The 16,818-nt window shown below is 38.5% G+C and carries 14 protein-coding genes and 1 pseudogene; 2 read left to right on the top strand and 13 right to left on the bottom strand.

Annotated elements, in window-relative coordinates; all coding sequences use genetic code 11:
- Positions 1-17 precede the first annotated feature (17 nt).
- The 5 genes from V470_04160 to V470_04135 form a co-directional block, all read right to left on the bottom strand.
- Positions 18-2,006, bottom strand: coding sequence for a peptide ABC transporter permease (locus V470_04160; GenBank protein AHZ47629.1), 1,989 nt, complete (start codon positions 2,004-2,006; stop codon positions 18-20).
- A gap of 1 nt (position 2,007) precedes the next feature.
- Positions 2,008-2,766 (bottom strand): bacteriocin ABC transporter ATP-binding protein, encoded by a 759-nt coding sequence (locus tag V470_04155; protein AHZ47628.1) that lies wholly within the window; start codon positions 2,764-2,766, stop codon positions 2,008-2,010.
- Positions 2,767-3,146: 380 nt separating this feature from the next.
- Positions 3,147-3,419, bottom strand: coding sequence for a membrane protein (locus tag V470_04145; protein AHZ47627.1), 273 nt, complete (start codon positions 3,417-3,419; stop codon positions 3,147-3,149).
- A gap of 59 nt (positions 3,420-3,478) precedes the next feature.
- Positions 3,479-3,922, bottom strand: coding sequence for a sprT-like protein (locus V470_04140; protein ID AHZ47626.1), 444 nt, complete (start codon positions 3,920-3,922; stop codon positions 3,479-3,481).
- Positions 3,909-6,038 carry a hypothetical protein gene (locus V470_04135; protein ID AHZ47625.1) on the bottom strand — a complete coding sequence of 710 codons (2,130 nt, stop codon included), beginning with the start codon at positions 6,036-6,038 and terminating at the stop codon, positions 3,909-3,911. The genes V470_04140 and V470_04135 overlap by 14 nt, the downstream gene beginning before the upstream one ends.
- A gap of 262 nt (positions 6,039-6,300) precedes the next feature.
- Between V470_04135 and V470_04125 the strand changes: the two genes are divergently transcribed.
- Entirely contained in the window at positions 6,301-7,206 is a 906-nt protein-coding gene (locus V470_04125; protein ID AHZ47624.1) for a membrane protein, read from the top strand.
- On the top strand, positions 7,203-8,018 hold the full coding sequence (locus tag V470_04120) for a phosphate ABC transporter substrate-binding protein (GenBank protein AHZ47623.1): 816 nt from the start codon (positions 7,203-7,205) through the stop codon (positions 8,016-8,018). The genes V470_04125 and V470_04120 overlap by 4 nt, the downstream gene beginning before the upstream one ends.
- Positions 8,019-8,038: 20 nt before the next feature.
- On the opposite strand, the gene V470_04115 is transcribed toward V470_04120, so the two are convergent.
- From V470_04115 to V470_04080, 8 genes and pseudogenes are all read right to left on the bottom strand, one after another.
- On the bottom strand, positions 8,039-8,650 hold the full coding sequence (locus V470_04115; GenBank protein ID AHZ47622.1) for a hypothetical protein: 612 nt from the start codon (positions 8,648-8,650) through the stop codon (positions 8,039-8,041).
- A 17-nt stretch (positions 8,651-8,667) separates the two neighbouring features.
- Positions 8,668-9,720 (bottom strand): hypothetical protein, encoded by a 1,053-nt coding sequence (locus V470_04110; protein ID AHZ47621.1) that lies wholly within the window; start codon positions 9,718-9,720, stop codon positions 8,668-8,670.
- An 8-nt stretch (positions 9,721-9,728) separates the two neighbouring features.
- Positions 9,729-10,502 carry a nucleotidyltransferase gene (locus tag V470_04105; protein AHZ47620.1) on the bottom strand — a complete coding sequence of 258 codons (774 nt, stop codon included), beginning with the start codon at positions 10,500-10,502 and terminating at the stop codon, positions 9,729-9,731.
- A 17-nt stretch (positions 10,503-10,519) separates the two neighbouring features.
- Entirely contained in the window at positions 10,520-13,870 is a 3,351-nt protein-coding gene (locus V470_04100) for a DEAD/DEAH box helicase (protein AHZ47619.1), read from the bottom strand.
- A gap of 28 nt (positions 13,871-13,898) precedes the next feature.
- Positions 13,899-15,014, bottom strand: a pseudogene (locus V470_04095) (hypothetical protein).
- 45 nt (positions 15,015-15,059) lie between these two features.
- Positions 15,060-16,025 carry an integrase gene (locus tag V470_04090; GenBank protein ID AHZ47617.1) on the bottom strand — a complete coding sequence of 322 codons (966 nt, stop codon included), beginning with the start codon at positions 16,023-16,025 and terminating at the stop codon, positions 15,060-15,062.
- A 112-nt stretch (positions 16,026-16,137) separates the two neighbouring features.
- Complete coding sequence (locus tag V470_04085; protein ID AHZ47616.1) at positions 16,138-16,548, bottom strand: prophage maintenance system killer protein (DOC: death-on-curing); 411 nt, start codon at positions 16,546-16,548, stop codon at positions 16,138-16,140.
- Positions 16,545-16,781, bottom strand: coding sequence for an AbrB family transcriptional regulator (locus tag V470_04080; GenBank protein ID AHZ47615.1), 237 nt, complete (start codon positions 16,779-16,781; stop codon positions 16,545-16,547). Before V470_04080 ends, V470_04085 begins: the two co-directional genes overlap by 4 nt.
- Between the last annotated feature and the right edge of the window lie 37 nt (positions 16,782-16,818).

The raw sequence follows: 16,818 nt of genomic DNA, 5'->3' as shown, positions 1-16,818 counted from the left end.
GCATCGAGGTATCTTTTTTACATTTGCACAATCTTGCGATAACTTCTTGAGGTAATCATAAAGATCAAAACATAGACGATGAGGAAGATAGCACAGATGGACAATGTAACGGTCAACATCATGGTCGCATCCAGCACGCCAATAACTTTTAGGATGAGGCTAAGCATATGATAGGCAAAAGCAAGGTGTAGGAAGGCAAAGAGCAATGGAAGGAAGAAAACAGTTAAAACCTGTTTGTTAATCGTTTGCTTGATTTGCTTTTGATCAAGTCCGACCTTTTGCAAAATGATGAAACGTTCACGGTCTTCATAGCCCTCAGAGATTTGTTTGTAGTAAATAACAAGAACTGTTCCTACCATAAAGATGATAGAGAGGAAGATACCGATGAAGAAAACTCCACCAAAGAGAGCACTCATCTGCGCACTACTATCAGCCAGATTGCTTCCGTAAACATAGCTTCCTTCTTTGTTTATTTCTCTATTAAAGTTGTTAACGAATTTTGAATAGTCATCTGCAATTTTAAGTTGCTCGTCCTCACTAGCTGTTACATTCATACCCCCATAGTATTGATTAAAGATGGAAGAGTTAGGATGCTGTTCAAGAAAGGCTTGTAAGTCAGGAACAACCAAATAGTTATAGTCCGAAGTTAGAATATTGTACTGATTTGGGACATGTTCAAGAATAAAATCTTTTTTGATTTCTTCTTTGATCGTGTAGGTCTGGTTATTCAGAGTCAGTTCTTTCTGCCCTTGAAGTTCCTTGTTTTGAGCAAACAATCCAACTTCCTTACCTGAAAGTCCAAGTTTCTGTCCTGTCATATTCTCATAGTCTTTTTGGTCAAAGACCATAAAAATAGTTTTCGGTTGAACACGATTTTGACCTTTCTCAAAGATTGTCAATTTCGTACCTTCTTGATTTGCCACACCAAAGTTACTGTATGTAAGAACTTCTTTCTTTGTGACAGTCAATCCATTATCACTAGCATACTTGTTCAAGAGTTTTTCGATGTCTTCTTTTTCAACATTCTGTCCTGTAATCCCAAAATCATGTGGATTCATGACCTTCTTGAAGTTTTCTGAAGCCTTAAAAATGCTTGTTGCAGCAGACATAGTCACCAAGACCATGGTTGAAAGGATGGCAATCGTAGCCAAACCAACCGCATTTTTCTTCATTCGAAAGATAAGATTGGATACGGAAATCATGTTGTTAGGTTGGTAATAGTAACGCTTGTTTTTCTTCAAGATTTGTAGGAAAACTGTGATCCCTGCATTGAAGAGAAGATAAGTTCCCAAAATAACTAACAAAACTGCTACGAAGAAAATCAGAACAGCAGAAAGTGGATTTTCAACTGTTACTGCTAGGTAATAACCAGCTCCCAAACTAATCAGACCTAGAATGGTTTGAAGGCCTAAGAAACGTCCTTTTTTCTCACCACTGGCTTTTTCACGAGAGAGCTGAAGGGCATTCATGCGTGCGATGCGAAAGGCATTGATAAAAATTAGACCTAGGAAGATAGCTCCAAAGACGATGAGAACTAGGATGAAGACAATTGGTTGGAAAGTCGAAACGAGCTCCACTTTCATTTTCATCAGCTTCAGAAGAAGGGCAAAGATTAGCTTATCAAAGAGAGCTCCTAGGCCGAGACCAGCTGTCAAGGTTAGAGAGCCAAATATAAGAAGCTCCTTAAAAACCATACTGATCAAATGGCGCTTTTCAAGCCCCAGCATACCATATACACCCAGCTCCTTGGAGCGGTTCTTCATGACAAAACTATTGGCATAAAGTACAATAATTCCAGAAGCGATGGTAACAACTACCATACCGAGGGCAAGCGTCATAGAGATAGTTTCTCCCCCTCGGATCTTGCCAATATTAGGGTTAAGTGACAGTGAGTAAAAGAGATAGGTGATGGTCACTGCTAAGAGAACAGCTAAAGCAAAGGGATAGTAGAGTTTGCGGTTTTTAATCAAGTTGGATACCGCTAACTTATTGGTTAATCGGAACATACTAATTCACCTCACTTGCCATGACTGTCAAGGTATCAGAGATTTCTTGGAACATTTGACGTTCTGTCTTGTCTCCGCGGTAGATTTGGTTGTAAAGAATGCCGTCCTTGATAAAGAGAACGCGCTTGGCCCTGCTGGCTGCGGCTGTAGAGTGGGTTACCATGAGAATGGTTTGGCCACGCTCATTGATTTCATCGAAAACATCAAGAAGGGCTGCAGATGACTTGGAATCAAGGGCTCCCGTCGGCTCATCTGCAAGGAGAATTTCAGGTTCTGTGATGATGGCGCGTGCTACTGCTACCCGCTGCTTTTGACCGCCTGAGATCTCGTAAGGGTACTTCTCTTGCAATTGGTTGATACCTAGATTCTCAGCAGTCACCACCAATTTTTTCATCATCTCCGTAATAGGTTTTCGTGATAGAACTAACGGAAGCAAGATATTATCCTTAACAGACAAGGTATCTAGCAAGTTAAAGTCTTGGAAGACAAATCCCAACTTCTCACGACGGAAACTCGAAGCCTGTGAATTTTTAATAGTGGCTGTGTCTGTTCCGTTTAGGTAAACCTGGCCTCGAGTTGGTTTATCCAGCATAGCTAGGATGTTGAGCAGGGTTGACTTTCCTGAGCCAGACTCTCCCATGATAGCAACGTAGTCACCCTTTTCCACAGTAAAGTGAATGTCTTTGAGGGCCTCTACTTGGTTGCCTTGGAAACGTGTTTTGTAGATTTTTTGAACGTGTTTTACATCTAAAAGTGTCATGATTTTCTCCTTCTTAATATCCCATCAATTGAAACTGTGCTTTCATCATAGCGCATCCCAGTTGAACACGCTCGATATCTTTTTGACTTGGTTTTCTTGTTTTCTTTTGTAAGATTCTTTTCATGGTTTTGCTCCTTTGTTCTTTATGAGTCTAGTTTATCGCAAAAAAAGATGGCTTGCCATAACCTAACCTTACAAAAGAGACTTTAATCTTACATTTTTGTAAGATTGAAGAATATCAAGCAATTTCGCTATCAATATTTTACCACAAATGAAATACAAGAAGAAAACCCTTGCGGATGCAAGGGTTAAGGTTCACTTCTTTTTCTGACCTCTTTGAGAAATAAGGAAAGTATCTATAAACTATTTCAAAATCTGACTCACCAAAACCGTCCATCATTGTCATCAATGGCTTCGGCTTCCTTGCGTTTGCGTGGTCCTGTTCCATACATTTCTGCTTCAATCTCTTCCTTAGTTGGCAGGATAGAGGCGAGGATGATGTAAATAATCACGCCAATCCCAAAATTTGATATGGTAAAAATGGCAAAGAGAAAGCGGACTAGAGTTACATCAAAATTCCACTTGTCTGATAGACCAGCTAAAACTCCCGATACCATACTGTTTCGTTTCATTTTATAAAATTTGTTATTCATGATATGTTCCTCTTTCGGTATTCTTAAAAGTAGTATAGCATGAAACGGGGGCAAAAACATCAGTCCTTAGGCCGATTTAAGATGACGAGTTTACCACGGCAGACGCCACAGCGATAGCGTTTTGTGTCGATTCTTCTCTTACGCTGATAACTTTGCTGGCAGGATTGACACTGATAGACTAGGTAGGTATTTTGGTCTTTTAAAGGGGGAACAAAGCGCAGTCCATCCACTTCTTTCAAAAGTTCCTTAAAATCTCGGTCCTTATGTCGATACCCCTTTTGCTGAAAATACAGGTGGTAGTGACAGAGTTCATGGCGCACGATCTTCCGAAAAACCTCCAAACCAAGTTCATTATAAACCTTGGGATTAAAATCCAAATGCCCATCCTTGGGGAAAAATCGCCCACCTGTCGTTCGCAGACGAGGATTCCACTGGGCTTGGTGTATAAAAGGTCTACCAAAGTCTTCGAGGGAAACAGACTGAACGTACTCAGTTAGTTTCATCTGGAGCTAAGAGCGACAGATTAACTTTTTCACGTTCAGTATCGATTTTCTTGACCCAAACCGTTACCAAATCTCCAACAGACACCACTTGACTAGGATGTTTGATAAATTTGCGACTCATGTGGGAAATATGGATCAAGCCATCCTCGTGAATCCCAATATCAACGAATGCACCGAAGTCAACGACATTCCGCACCACACCTTCCAGTTTCTGGCCGACTTTTAAATCCTTGATATCCAAGACATCTTGACGGAGTACAGGTGCGTCAAAAGAATCACGGAAATCTCGACCTGGTTTGAGAAGGTCGGAAATGATATCTTTAAGGGTTTCTGGGCCAAGATTCAGTTCCTGTGCCATCTCCTTAACTGAAAGGGACTTAAGCTTACTTTGTGCCTCTTCATTCAAGTCTTTGATATCCAAGCGTTTGAAGAGCTCCTTGACGGCAGCATAGTTTTCTGGGTGAACTCCTGTATTATCAAGGATATTACTACTTTCCGGGATACGGAGGAAACCAGCAGCCTGTTCAAAGGCTTTGGCACCGAGGCGAGGAACCTTTCTGATTTGGGCGCGTGAAGTGATTTTTCCTTCTTCCTCGCGGTATTTGACAATATTTTCAGAGATAGTTTTATTAAGTCCAGCTACGTGGGAGAGAAGTGCTGGGCTGGCTGTATTGACATTGACACCGACTTGGTTCACCACGGTATCGACGACAAAGTCCAGACTCTCAGATAGTTTCTTCTGACTAACATCGTGCTGGTATTGCCCGACACCGATTGACTTAGGATCGATTTTAACCAATTCGGCAAGGGGATCTTGCAAACGACGGGCGATTGAGATAGCAGAGCGTTTTTCAACGGTTAATTCTGGAAATTCCTGACGAGCAAGTTCACTGGCAGAATAGACAGAGGCACCACTTTCATTGACGATGACATAGCTGACTTCTGGAAAATCTTTCAGAACTTCCGCTACAAAGGCTTCACTTTCACGACTAGCCGTTCCATTTCCGATGGCAATGATTTCCACGCCATACTGACCAATCAAATCTGCCAAATCTTTCTTGGCTTCTTCAATTTGACGAGCTGATGCTGGTTTAACAGGATAAATGACTTGAGTCGTCAGCATTTTCCCTGTTGCATCAACGACAGCCAGCTTGGCACCTGTACGAAAGGCTGGGTCAAATCCAAGAACCACGCGCCCTTTCAGTGGAGCAACCAATAGGAGATTGCGCAGGTTGTCTGAAAAGAGTTGGATAGCTCCTTCTTCTGCCTTCTCGGTCAATTCTGTCCGAATGCGTCGTTCGATAGCAGGCAAGACTTTTTTCTTAACTGACTGTTGAACAACTTCATCTATATAGGCATTTTTCACCTTGAAACGGGCAGCAAAGAAAGATAAGATACGGTCCGTCGCATGTTCAAAGCTAACTTTCAAAATACCTAATTTTTCCCCACGGTTGAGAGCCAAGGTACGATAGCCCTGCATATTGCCAACTGTCTCTGAAAAATCATAATAAATCTGAAATACTTGTTTTTCATCAAGACTTTCATCCTTGACCTGCGAAGTGATTTTAGAGTGTCTCAACACTTCCTGATAGGTCATAGCACGTAGATTGACATCTTCAGATAGGGCTTCGACTAAGATATCAACTGCACCAGCCAAAGCTTCTTGACCAGTCGCAAATCCTTCACAAACAAACTTCTCAGCCTCTTTCTCTAAGTCAGCTACATTCTGCAAGATCAAGCGGGCGAGAGGAAAGAGTCCAGCTTCACGGGCAATAGTTGCCTTGGTCCGACGTTTTTCCTTATAAGGAAGATAGAGTTCTTCAACGTCTGCTAATTTTTCAGCTGCCAAAATAGCTTCTTCTAATTCCTTGGTTAGTTTGCCTTGTTCTTGAATCTTAGCCAAGACAGCTTCTTTACGGTCGTTGAGATTTGTCAGACTTTTATCCAAGTCGATAATGGCCTTAATCGCCACCTCATCCAGACTACCAGTCATGTCCTTGCGATAACGGGCGATGAAGGGAATCGTCGCCCCCTCAGCCGTCAAACTTAGAACAGTATCGATTTGCTTTAAGGTTACACCCAAATCTTGGGAGATTTTTTCATATTTTTTATCCATATACCTATTATACCATAAGGAACAGCCCTTGTTTCGCCCTACCCTTTTTTACCTCTTTGATTATCAAAATAATCCCTTTTCAAGAAAATAATAGTATAATAGAGGTAGAATGTAGAAAAGAGGTAGGCCCATGGCTGTTAAATTTACAAAAACGGATGACTTGGACAAGATGTTTGAAGAATTCGCAAAACTTCCTGACTTAACACAAGTCACTTTTCCAGATGACAAAGATAAAAAAGAAAAAGTTGAGAAGAAAAAATAGATGACGATTTTCCAATCTCTTCCTCCTAGTGTATTACAAGCGGGAGCTATTTTTCTCTCCATCATGATTGAAGCCCTTCCTTTTGTCTTGATTGGGAGTCTCATTTCGGGATTGATTGAGGTCTATATCACACCTGATAAAGTTTATGAGTTTCTCCCTCGCAATCGTTGGGGGAGGATCTTTTTTGGTACCTTCATTGGCTTTCTCTTTCCTTCTTGCGAATGTGGTATCGTTCCGATTATCAATCGTTTTCTGGAAAAGAAAGTGCCCAGCTACACAGCGGTTCCTTTTCTGGTGACTGCTCCCATCATCAATCCTATCGTTCTTTTCGCCACATATTCTGCCTTTGGCAATTCAATAAAACTTGCCTTCTTGCGAGCTCTGGGAGCTATTGTGATTGCTTTGATTCTGGGGATTTTCCTAGGATTTTTCTGGAAGGAACCCATTCAAAAAGAGAATCCTATCGCTTGCCATGAACATGACTTTTCACACTTGGGTCCCGCTAGAAAAGTGTTTCAGATCTTTATACAAGCTATTGATGAGTTTTTCGATATGGGGCGTTACTTGGTCTTTGGCTGTCTCTTTGCGGCTATCGTGCAGGTCTATGTCCCGACTCGGATCTTGACCTCTATCAGTGCTAGTCCAGTCCTTGCGATTCTCTTGCTCATGTTTCTAGCCTTTCTCCTCTCTCTTTGTAGCGAGGCGGACGCCTTTATCGGCGCTTCTCTCCTCTCGAGCTTCGGCCTAGCGCCAGTCCTTGCCTTTCTGGTCATTGGCCCCATGCTTGATATCAAAAATCTCCTCATGATGAAACACTATCTCAAAGCGCGCTTCATCTTGCAATTCATGGGCATCGTGACAGTGTTTGTCTTGCTTTATTCTTACATGATAGGAGTGATGCTATGATCCAATTTTTCATTTTACTGGGTTATTTTGCTCTAACTCTGTATCTGCAGCTATCTGGCAAGCTCAGTCACTACATCAACCTCCACTATTCCTATCTAGTCTATATCTCCATGATCCTTTCTCTTCTGTTGGCTCTGGTCCAATTCTATATCTGGATCAAGAAAATCAACTCTCACAGCCATTTGGAAAGTCGTCGTGCTAGACGAATCAGTATCCTTTTACTGTCACTACCTCTGTTGATTGGGGTTGCCTTTCCGACCGTAAGTTTGGACTCGAGAACTGTATCTGCCAAAGGTTATCATTTCCCACTTGCTGAGGGAATCAACACAGCCATTCAGGCAAGCGAAGGAACATCCAGTCAATACCTCAAACCCGATACCAGCACCTATTTTTCCAAATCTGCTTATGAAAAGGAAATGAGGTCTACAGCTGATAAATACCTCTCCCAGTCAACCATTCAGGTTACAGATGAAAACTATATGGAGGTCATGGAAGTTCTCTATGACTATCCTCAGGAGTTTGAAGGAAAGAAAATCGAGTTTACAGGCTTTGTTTATAACGATCCTAGCCATCCAGATAGCCAATTCCTCTTTCGCTTTGGGATTATCCACTGTATCGCAGACTCTGGTGTATATGGACTCCTGACCAAGGGAAACTCACGCCAGTATCCTGACAATACCTGGATTACCGCTAGAGGAACCCTGACCCTCCACTACCATAAAGAACTCAAACAAAAACTCCCAACACTAGAGGTTGAGAGTTTCACAAAAGTAGACAAACCAGAAAATCCTTATGTATATCGCGTGTTTTAATAAAAAGTAGCCTGACAAGGCTACTTTTTATTATTTAGCAATTTTCTAACCTCTTGAGCACCAATCTGATCGCCTGCCTTTTCAAAAAGAGCGATAGCTTGTAAAAAATTTTTATGTGATTCTTCAGGATTTTGTATCGAACCAATCTCTCCTAAACCTCTATAAGCACAAGCTTGGGCAATCAAATCATCTGTTTGCAAAGCTTGTTTTAAGGACTGTTCCATATACATGAATGCTTCTGCTACTTTCCCTAGCTTTAATCGTAAATAACCTTGCTCATAATTGTTAACAGAAGATTTGAGGGTATCCTCTGTAAAAGCTTCTTCAATGACTTTTTGCTCTCTTTCGATATAGAAAAGGGCTGTTTGAAATTCATTCATTTCACGATAAACCATGGCTAACTGATGATAGCCTATATGTTCATTTTCTGGGTCACTTTTAGTTCGTGCTAAGTCAATGTAACGCTGATAGATACTTAAGCACTCGTTGTATTTTTGCTCTTCAAGATAAATATACCCCATCAAATTTAATAAACTAAAATCCGTGCAAGTTTCCAATGAAAAATCAGCTTCAACTAATTTTTTAGCCTCTTCAATCTTGCCCTCAAACAATAAATCCCATGCTTGATTCATACATATCCTCCTGCTTCTTATGTTGTATAGAAAAAAATTGACAAATTGCTATCAGACTCGTATTTTTTCCAAGCTAAACTGAAGCCATAATAATCTTCAAATTCAGGGTGCCAGTCATAATAAAGTGGGACACGACTATACTTTCTCGCTACAACTTCGTCTTCAAATTCTGGAGACTCCCCTGCAGTAATACCAAATTGAAGACCATTTAGTTCCCAAGTATTTCCCCAAACGTTTTCATCAGAGAGAACATCGATCCATCTAGAAGCATCAATATCAAAATCTGCACATAATTCCAGTTCATAGAATCTTCTACAGTTAATCTCTGAAGGTTTTATATAAAGGGCGCTATCAACTTGGTATTTTTTATCTTTGACTTGAATCTGTGTGATTTTCATTGGAATCGGAACTCCATTTAATTCTAACCAGAAATATCCTAAAGGAGTTTTGATACTATAATATGTTTGCTGAGAGTTGGGGTTAGCGTTTTTGGAGCAAGCATCAAGAATTCTTCCCAGATTAATTAAATTTCTACAAACGTTTTTCGAAGTGATTGGGTCGAAATGTGAATACCTACTAATGACACGTTTTAACTTTTCTACAGGAAAAGTGATATCCTTTGGTAGGGCATGATACTTCTGTACAACTAAAGCAGTTTTTTCAGTATTTTCCTTCCCTACTGGGACAATAACAGCGTGCCCAATATGGATATTTGGGTCATCGCAGATATAGGTATAACCATTCCCTCCCTCCTGAAACTCAACCACAACAAGATTTAATTCTTGATCTGGATCAAAGAGAGGCTCTACCTTTTCTACTTCTTGGCGCTCATAAAAAGTAAAGCGATCACCTTCTCCGCCTTCGCCAAAAACCATAAAACTACCACACTCAGGGCACTTCCACATATAAAATGACGCCTCGGAAATGTCTTCATAAGAAATTTTATTATGGTCGTCAGCTTTATTTATGATTTCTTCAAACAACTCATCCGAATAAACTGAATAAGCATTTGGATCAGGCGCTCTATGGTTGTTCATTGCTTGCCCGCATTTACATGTCCATTTACCCATAAACAACCTCAGTCATGCCCTAATTCTTCAAGGAAAAATTGATTTAGAGCTTTCCAGTCTTTCTTTCCCTCGATAAAACTTTGAACATATGCATCCAGCTCTTGGATATTAGCTAAAATATAATCTTGAATTGGCTTTATAGGCTCAATTTCCATACCTTCAGGCCCATTTATCTTAATGTCTAGCAATCTTGATACATGCTCCTGCATTTGAGACGGAAGTAATTCTTTGACCAAATCATCAAACAAAATCGGTGGAACAGAATGGTATTTTTCAATCCAGCGACAGGCTAAAATAGGACGAAGCGCATAGAAATACTTTTTAGGTTTGACCTTGTCTCCAGAAAGATGCTTATTTGTTTGAGTTCTTGCAGTGTTCAAGTAATGGTGGAGCATTTTTTTCTCAGAAAAATACTGGTTGACAAGTGGAAGTACGCGCTCAATAAAATCCGTTTGTTGATAAACAATTGGAGACTGTAACCATTCAAATAGTGTTGGATTTGACTTATAAAGGAGTTTTAAAGTCTTGTCTAAATCCCAGCCACTCACGTCCCAAGTATCGTCAATTGGTAGCTCGATAACATCGCGCTGTTCATTCAAACGGAGATAAAAATCCTGCTTGTGTTTGTAGATAAATCGCACATCAAAGTCACTATCAGGAGACTCAAATCCCCAAGCACGACTACCAGACTCGATAGCCCACAAAACTGTGACATCGTAATCACGCTCAATTTCTGCTAATTTTTTAGGTACCAGAACATTCATTTCTTCTTCCGTTTGCATTTATAACCTCTTATTATTTATGCTGCTTCTCCAGCTCGATCATTAATGAGTTCAATTGTTTGGACAATATTACGAAGTATAGGGAGTTGGTGTTGAAAGAGTAGTTGAACTGAACCATACGATTTAAACGGCTCTTGTGTTAAAACTTTGGTCTCTAAGCAACCATTCTCTACAATGTAATCAACAATCAATTTCACAAAGGAAATCTGCTTGGCATTGAGACTTTCATCCGATAAAAATTTAGAAAAAACTTGATTGGCAGCCTCTCTATCTAAACCAATAATCTCACGAACCAATCTAGGAATTGCCTTATTTTCATAATGTTGTTGGTAATCTGACTTGCTACCTAATTTTTCCCATAGCAATGTTTCAAGTGCAAGTAAATCTTGAGAGGTCAATTTTTCATTATGGTATAACTTAGAAATTGCTTCATCATCTAGATGAGTTTTCAAATAATGTTCAACTTTTTCATTATAAGATCGCAGGTCATTGACTTGTAAATATGGCTTAGTATCATGGACAGTGGAAAGAATATGATCATCAAAATTGACATAATATACAGTGCGTTCCGGTTTATCCAAAAACTGTAGTAAATCTCGAAGCGCAAGGCGTATTTTTTCCAACTCGGATAAACTAACTTCTTCCCAAAATTCAGGTTCTTGTACTTTCCTTATAATTTCAGCCTGTGCAAAAACTTGTGGTATATTGCCAACCCTGGCAAGAGCTTTAGCTGTTTTCATAACTTGAGATATATGGACAGTTGCTGGCTTAGCCAACAGTTGTCCTAACTGTATCTGAAACAGCCATAAATCAAATCGTCTCGCCATCTCGTCCTCTTTATTTTCTTCAAATAGAAGCGGAGAAAGATCTTTCTGGATTGTTTCACTTGTGACGGTCGTTAGATTTTGCCAATTTTCCAACTTTCTGTAAGTATAAACTGTATCTAAGACCATACGAACCCTAAAGTCTAACTCATTTAAGCTCACCATACGTTCATGAAGCTCTGAGACGAGTTGTTGACGGTATTCTCTAGCAAACTGATTATCTTGATAATGAAGCCCCTGCAGTTCTCGAATCAAGTCTACCTTGATGTTAAACAAACGTTGAGTCAGAGAAACAATGTGACGGCCATCTCCTTCTCTTGGATCAGCTTTGAAATATTCAAAATTATCACCATAATCAAATACCAAGAAATTTTCCTTATCCTGCTCAGGGCCAAATAAATCTTTACAAAGACGGGTTCCACGGCCAATCATCTGCCAAAACTTAGTTTTAGAACGCACTTTCTTGAAAAAGATTAAATTAACAACCTCTGGTACATCAATACCTGTATCCAACATATCAACAGAAATTGCAATTTGAGGGTATTTCTCCTTAATTTTAAAATTATCAATTAAGGTTTGATAATGCTTAATGCTATAATCAATCACTTGAGCATAATCGCTTCCTTTTTCAGGATAGCGTTCGTTAAAAATATCTCTGATGTATTCAGCGTGTCGATGGTTTTTAGCAAAGATAATGGTTTTACCAATTTCGTCACCTGAAGCTGTCTGAATTCCTCTTGTCATTAGTTCATCTAGAACAATTTTGACTGTTTTTCTATTGAAAATAGAGGTATTAAAATCCTCAGGATCAATATCTTTCTCAGAACTACCATCTTCAAATTGGCTATCAAAATATTCTTTTTCGTCTTGGGATAAATCATCATAATGTAGACCATCCGTTGGCAGTTTTAACTTAGTTTCAATCGAATGATAAGCTACTAAATAACCATCTTTTACAGCCTCTTCCAGATCGTATGCATATGTTGGAACACCATTCTCCAAGTTAAAGAAACCATAGGTATTTTTATCCAAATCTTGACGCGGAGTGGCAGTTAATCCTACAATCCTTGCATCAAAATAATCAAAAATTGATTTGTATTTCTGATAAATAGAACGGTGAGATTCATCAATTATGATGAGATCAAAGTGCCCAACAGTAAAGGGTCGTTGATTTACTTCTTCTTGATCGCTGATCGCTCCTATCATGGTCGGATAGGTTGAAAAAACCATACGACTAGATCGAGCACTATCTTTATCCTCTAAGAAATTACAAACTGAAAGATCTGGAAGTAATTTCCTAAACGAATCATAAGCTTGCTTAACTAGGGAAGTTCTATCAGCTAAAAAAAGAACATTTTTTACCCAGTTATGACGCGAAAGGATATCAACTAGGGAAACCGCTGTACGGGTTTTCCCAGACCCAGTTGCCATGACTAAGAGTGCCTGTCTCCGATTATTGGAGAATGCTTCACAGACACTTGTAATCGCATGTTTCTGATAATGACGTCCAGAAATGTCGTCCCTAATTTTGCTAGAAATATCCTCGAGTGGTTTCTGCAAGTGACGTCTGTCCATCAAAAGTTGCAACTCCTCTTGAGAGTAGAACCCTGCAATCTTCCGACGATTAACACCATCAAGTATGTAGTGCTTTAAACCATTCGTAATAAAGCAAATTGGCCTATAGCCGATTTGTTTCTCAAGAGCTTCAGCATATTCCTTGACCTGCACCTCCCCCACTTCTGGATTTACAGCTGCCTTTTTGGCCTCAACAATTGCTAGAACTTTTCCATTTTTACCATAAAGGACATAGTCACAATATCCAGTTCCTTTCCCATGCTTCAAACCATGAACATCTACCTCAACACGACAGTTTTCTTCAAATATCCAACCCGCTAAACGAAGATCAATATCAATAAAGAGTTTTCTTGTCTCTGCTTCAGATAGTTGATCGATATGGAAAGATACATCTTGCCGTAGAGCTGCTGTTTCACGTTTTTCAGTATAAGTCTCTTGAATTGCTAGGGACTGACTAGCCATCTGTTCATCGAAATCAGGAAGATTTGGCAAACTATTTTGGAATTTCGCCATAGATTGTGGTGTTTCTCGAAACTTGATGTTTTCTGAAAGTGGCAATAACTTCTCATCGAAATAACGCTCCACAAACTCATTACTGTAGCAGTAATCAATAAAATTGACAAACTGATACAAATGATGCAAAGCCAAAATCGCTTCTCGTTCCTTAATTTCTCCACCATGTGCAGCATGATTTCCCCATCGAATTAAAAGAACAATCTGCCTATGGAGCTCAGGATCCACAATCTCTCTAAAATCATCATCCCACACCAAAGAAGATAAGGTAGCACGATAGGGTGCTTCTAAATATGAATCGTGACTATATATCCAATGAACAGCCTGCTCCAAAGCACGACGCGCCATAAAAGCAGTAGCCACAGTAGATGTCGCAATCATATTTTCAGCTTCTATACAAGGCTTTGAAAATGACTCGTACTCTGCATTTTTTAAAAGAAAGCTAAAATTTCCCATTTTTCTCTCACTTTGAATAAAAATATACCTATATTATACTAGATTTCAAGCTATTTCTCCACAGTTTTATAACTATCTCACAAGCAAATTGTGATTTGTCGACTTGAGCCACAAAGTCTGCGAACTCGTTTTGGAGGGAAAGAGGGGGTATATTTAACTTAAAATTATTAATGAAATCCTTGGTAATTCTTCTCTGGCCTCCACTTCCTGTCATCTTTCTCTCACCTTCAAGTCTAAATTTCGAAAGCATTGTTACATGGTATAACCAGACTGTATTTACTGTATTCTTGGGTCTAAGAACATGAAATTCAGTTGAACCAAATCCTACACCGTTCAATAGTCCAAATACTGGAGCACCTTTCCCGTTTTCAAAGCAAGGCGTAATTTTTGCAACAATTACATCATTATCCTTAAAAAAAGTAAATCCCTTACGAACATCATCGATATTTCGATTTATAGATAAATTAATTTTCCCATTTTCACTAACGTTTGACATTGGTAAAAACGAAACATTGCCATTAAAATTTAGCAATTCTTTCTTATTAGGATTTAACTCAGTATGATCTTCTAATTTAGACTGTGGATTATCAAAAATATCCCCAAACATCTCGTTAAATCGGGATTTGACAAGATATTTAAACTCGATCAACTGTTCTTTTCTAGTATCAATAAGTTTATCAATTTTTTTAAGAACTTTAACTTTTTTCCTCTGTATATCATACGTTGGCAAAGAAATATCAATATTAGATACTATACTTTTAGATATTTCCTTGAATGTTGCTCCTCGTCCCAAAACATTCAAATAATTTTTTTTTGATTTTAAAAAATAATACAAATATTCATTGTTGATTTTATTTGAGCAGATAAAATTTTTAAAACCTTGATTACAATACATCTCACATCCTGAAATAGCAACTTTACCTATTGGAGCACGAGACGATAGCAAAACCGTTCCCTTAGGAAATGATTTCAACCCCGTTTTTTCAATTCCTAACTTAGTAATTTTTCGTTGTGTGTCAAAAACGATAAAATCATCATCACTAATTTCTGCAGGGGTAATCCATTTGTATTCTCCATTCCAATAATTTGGATTATTACTCTTTGGAGTTGAGCCCGTAATTATCTCACAAATTTCCCCTAACTTCACTTTCTTCACGAAACCACCTCCTCGAAATATCGGGATTTGCATTTAAGAGATGAATTTTTGGTGTGAGTGTTTAACATTGCTTTGATTAACCATGGCATAGGCAAGGGTTGTATCAATTTTGCTGTGACCTAGCAGTTTTTGGACTTGTTCAATAGGCATTCCTTTATCAATAGCCTTTGTCGCTAAAGTTCTTCTGAATTTATGTGGATGAACCTTTTGAATTCCAAGCTTTTGACCTAACTTTCTTAAACGAATCTCAACACCAGCAATTCCAAGTCTCTGAGCTTTCCCAACTAACGTTACAAAAAGAGCAGAATGGTTATCTTTTCTATCATTGAGATAGTTTCTCAAATGAATTTTCGTACGAGCATCAAAATATACTGGTCTCTCCTTTTTACCTTTCCCAAATACAACACATTCACGATTTTCAAAATCAATATCAGAACGATTCAACTGGACAAGTTCACCTACACGCATACCTGTTGATGCTAGTAGATCTATCATTGCCAAATCTCTTAAATTTTCACAATTATCCCGCATAATTTCCAGATGTTCATCCGTATAAGTTTCTTTCACAGTTTGTTCTGTCTTAATTTTTTTAATCCTTCGAATAGGATTTTTGATGATATATTCCTCTTGCTCAAGCCAAGCAAAAAAAGAGGACAATATACGCCGAATATTGTCCAAATTCGCCTTACTACAATCCTTTTTAGACTGATAATTTGCTAGATAACTTCTCAAATCATCGGTTGTCAGTTGTGTCACAGACCCCTTAATATGATGAAACAAATTTTCAATTGTTCTCTGGTAATAACGTATTGTTTTTGCGCTACAGCCCTCTACCTGCTTAGCAGTGATGAATAATTGCAACAGATTATTATTAGAATGCTTCTGCTTCTTTTTTCCATCCACTAGATGGCGCTCTAAACTCTCTCGCAATGCTAGTAATTGTTCATTGTTTAAAAAGGGTAACATTTCTTGTATGATAATTGTAACTTTTGATTCCATAAATTCTCACTTTCATTATTACTTATCAATAAAAAGAGACAATATCAGTTTCTGCATTTCAGAATTCTAATATTGTCTGTTTATTTTCTAATACTCATTCAAATCCATCGCACTAGCTTATTTTTTCTCTGATAGAATGTTCAGAAACCCATTTAGAGTAGCTTATCATTTTTTCATCAGTTAAAGCTTCTACCGCCATAGTCACACACATATCAACCGCTTCTTCCACAGAAACAGAAAAGTGATAACCATTTAAGTTTAAAAATTTCACCAAAACATAAAACGCTGTCCGTTTATTGGCATTGGCAAAAACATGCTTCTTTATCAATTGGACAAATAATATTGTTGCTTTATCAAAAATTGTTGGATAAAGAGGTTTGCCAAAAACAAATTGTTCTGGTAAGTTCACAATCATATTTAACGCTGAAGGACTAACTGTTTTAATTTGCTCATTTGGAGAATACCGTTGAATTACTAAAGCATTGATTTTTTCAATTTGCTTTTCTGTTAAATAGACTGTCATTTTTCCACCAAAGCTTTGAAAACATCGTCGTATTCATCAAAAATTGTATCCAATTTCAAGTTAAAGGCATCATCAGATACATAAGAAACTTGATGATCCAATTCTTCAGGGGTAAAGATAATTTCACCACTTGGTAACAATTTCGCTTCGTATTTAACACCACTTGGAATATTGAACTCGCTTGGAATCGTAATGGTGATTGAATTTCCTTGCTTTCTTGTTTTTACTGCCATCTGATTTCCTCCTTTGAAGTATTATAACAAATAATTA

The sequence above is a fragment of the Streptococcus sp. VT 162 genome, assembly GCA_000688775.2.
Classification (GTDB): Bacteria; Bacillota; Bacilli; order Lactobacillales; family Streptococcaceae; genus Streptococcus.
The sequence above is the reverse complement of the archived record's forward strand: the minus strand, read 5'-3'. Positions and strand labels throughout refer to the sequence as shown.

Excerpts from the sequence above, each read along its gene's own strand:
- V470_04160 (AHZ47629.1), bottom strand. The coding sequence starts at position 2,006 with ATGTTCCGATTAACCAATAAGTTAGCGGTATCCAACTTGATTAAAAAC.
- V470_04155 (AHZ47628.1), bottom strand. The coding sequence starts at position 2,766 with ATGACACTTTTAGATGTAAAACACGTTCAAAAAATCTACAAAACACGT.
- V470_04145 (AHZ47627.1), bottom strand. The coding sequence starts at position 3,419 with ATGAATAACAAATTTTATAAAATGAAACGAAACAGTATGGTATCGGGA.
- V470_04140 (AHZ47626.1), bottom strand. The coding sequence starts at position 3,922 with ATGAAACTAACTGAGTACGTTCAGTCTGTTTCCCTCGAAGACTTTGGT.
- V470_04135 (AHZ47625.1), bottom strand. The coding sequence starts at position 6,038 with ATGGATAAAAAATATGAAAAAATCTCCCAAGATTTGGGTGTAACCTTA.
- V470_04125 (AHZ47624.1), top strand. The coding sequence starts at position 6,301 with ATGACGATTTTCCAATCTCTTCCTCCTAGTGTATTACAAGCGGGAGCT.
- V470_04120 (AHZ47623.1), top strand. The coding sequence starts at position 7,203 with ATGATCCAATTTTTCATTTTACTGGGTTATTTTGCTCTAACTCTGTAT.
- V470_04115 (AHZ47622.1), bottom strand. The coding sequence starts at position 8,650 with ATGAATCAAGCATGGGATTTATTGTTTGAGGGCAAGATTGAAGAGGCT.
- V470_04110 (AHZ47621.1), bottom strand. The coding sequence starts at position 9,720 with ATGGGTAAATGGACATGTAAATGCGGGCAAGCAATGAACAACCATAGA.
- V470_04105 (AHZ47620.1), bottom strand. The coding sequence starts at position 10,502 with ATGCAAACGGAAGAAGAAATGAATGTTCTGGTACCTAAAAAATTAGCA.
- V470_04100 (AHZ47619.1), bottom strand. The coding sequence starts at position 13,870 with ATGGGAAATTTTAGCTTTCTTTTAAAAAATGCAGAGTACGAGTCATTT.
- V470_04090 (AHZ47617.1), bottom strand. The coding sequence starts at position 16,025 with ATGGAATCAAAAGTTACAATTATCATACAAGAAATGTTACCCTTTTTA.
- V470_04085 (AHZ47616.1), bottom strand. The coding sequence starts at position 16,548 with ATGACAGTCTATTTAACAGAAAAGCAAATTGAAAAAATCAATGCTTTA.
- V470_04080 (AHZ47615.1), bottom strand. The coding sequence starts at position 16,781 with ATGGCAGTAAAAACAAGAAAGCAAGGAAATTCAATCACCATTACGATT.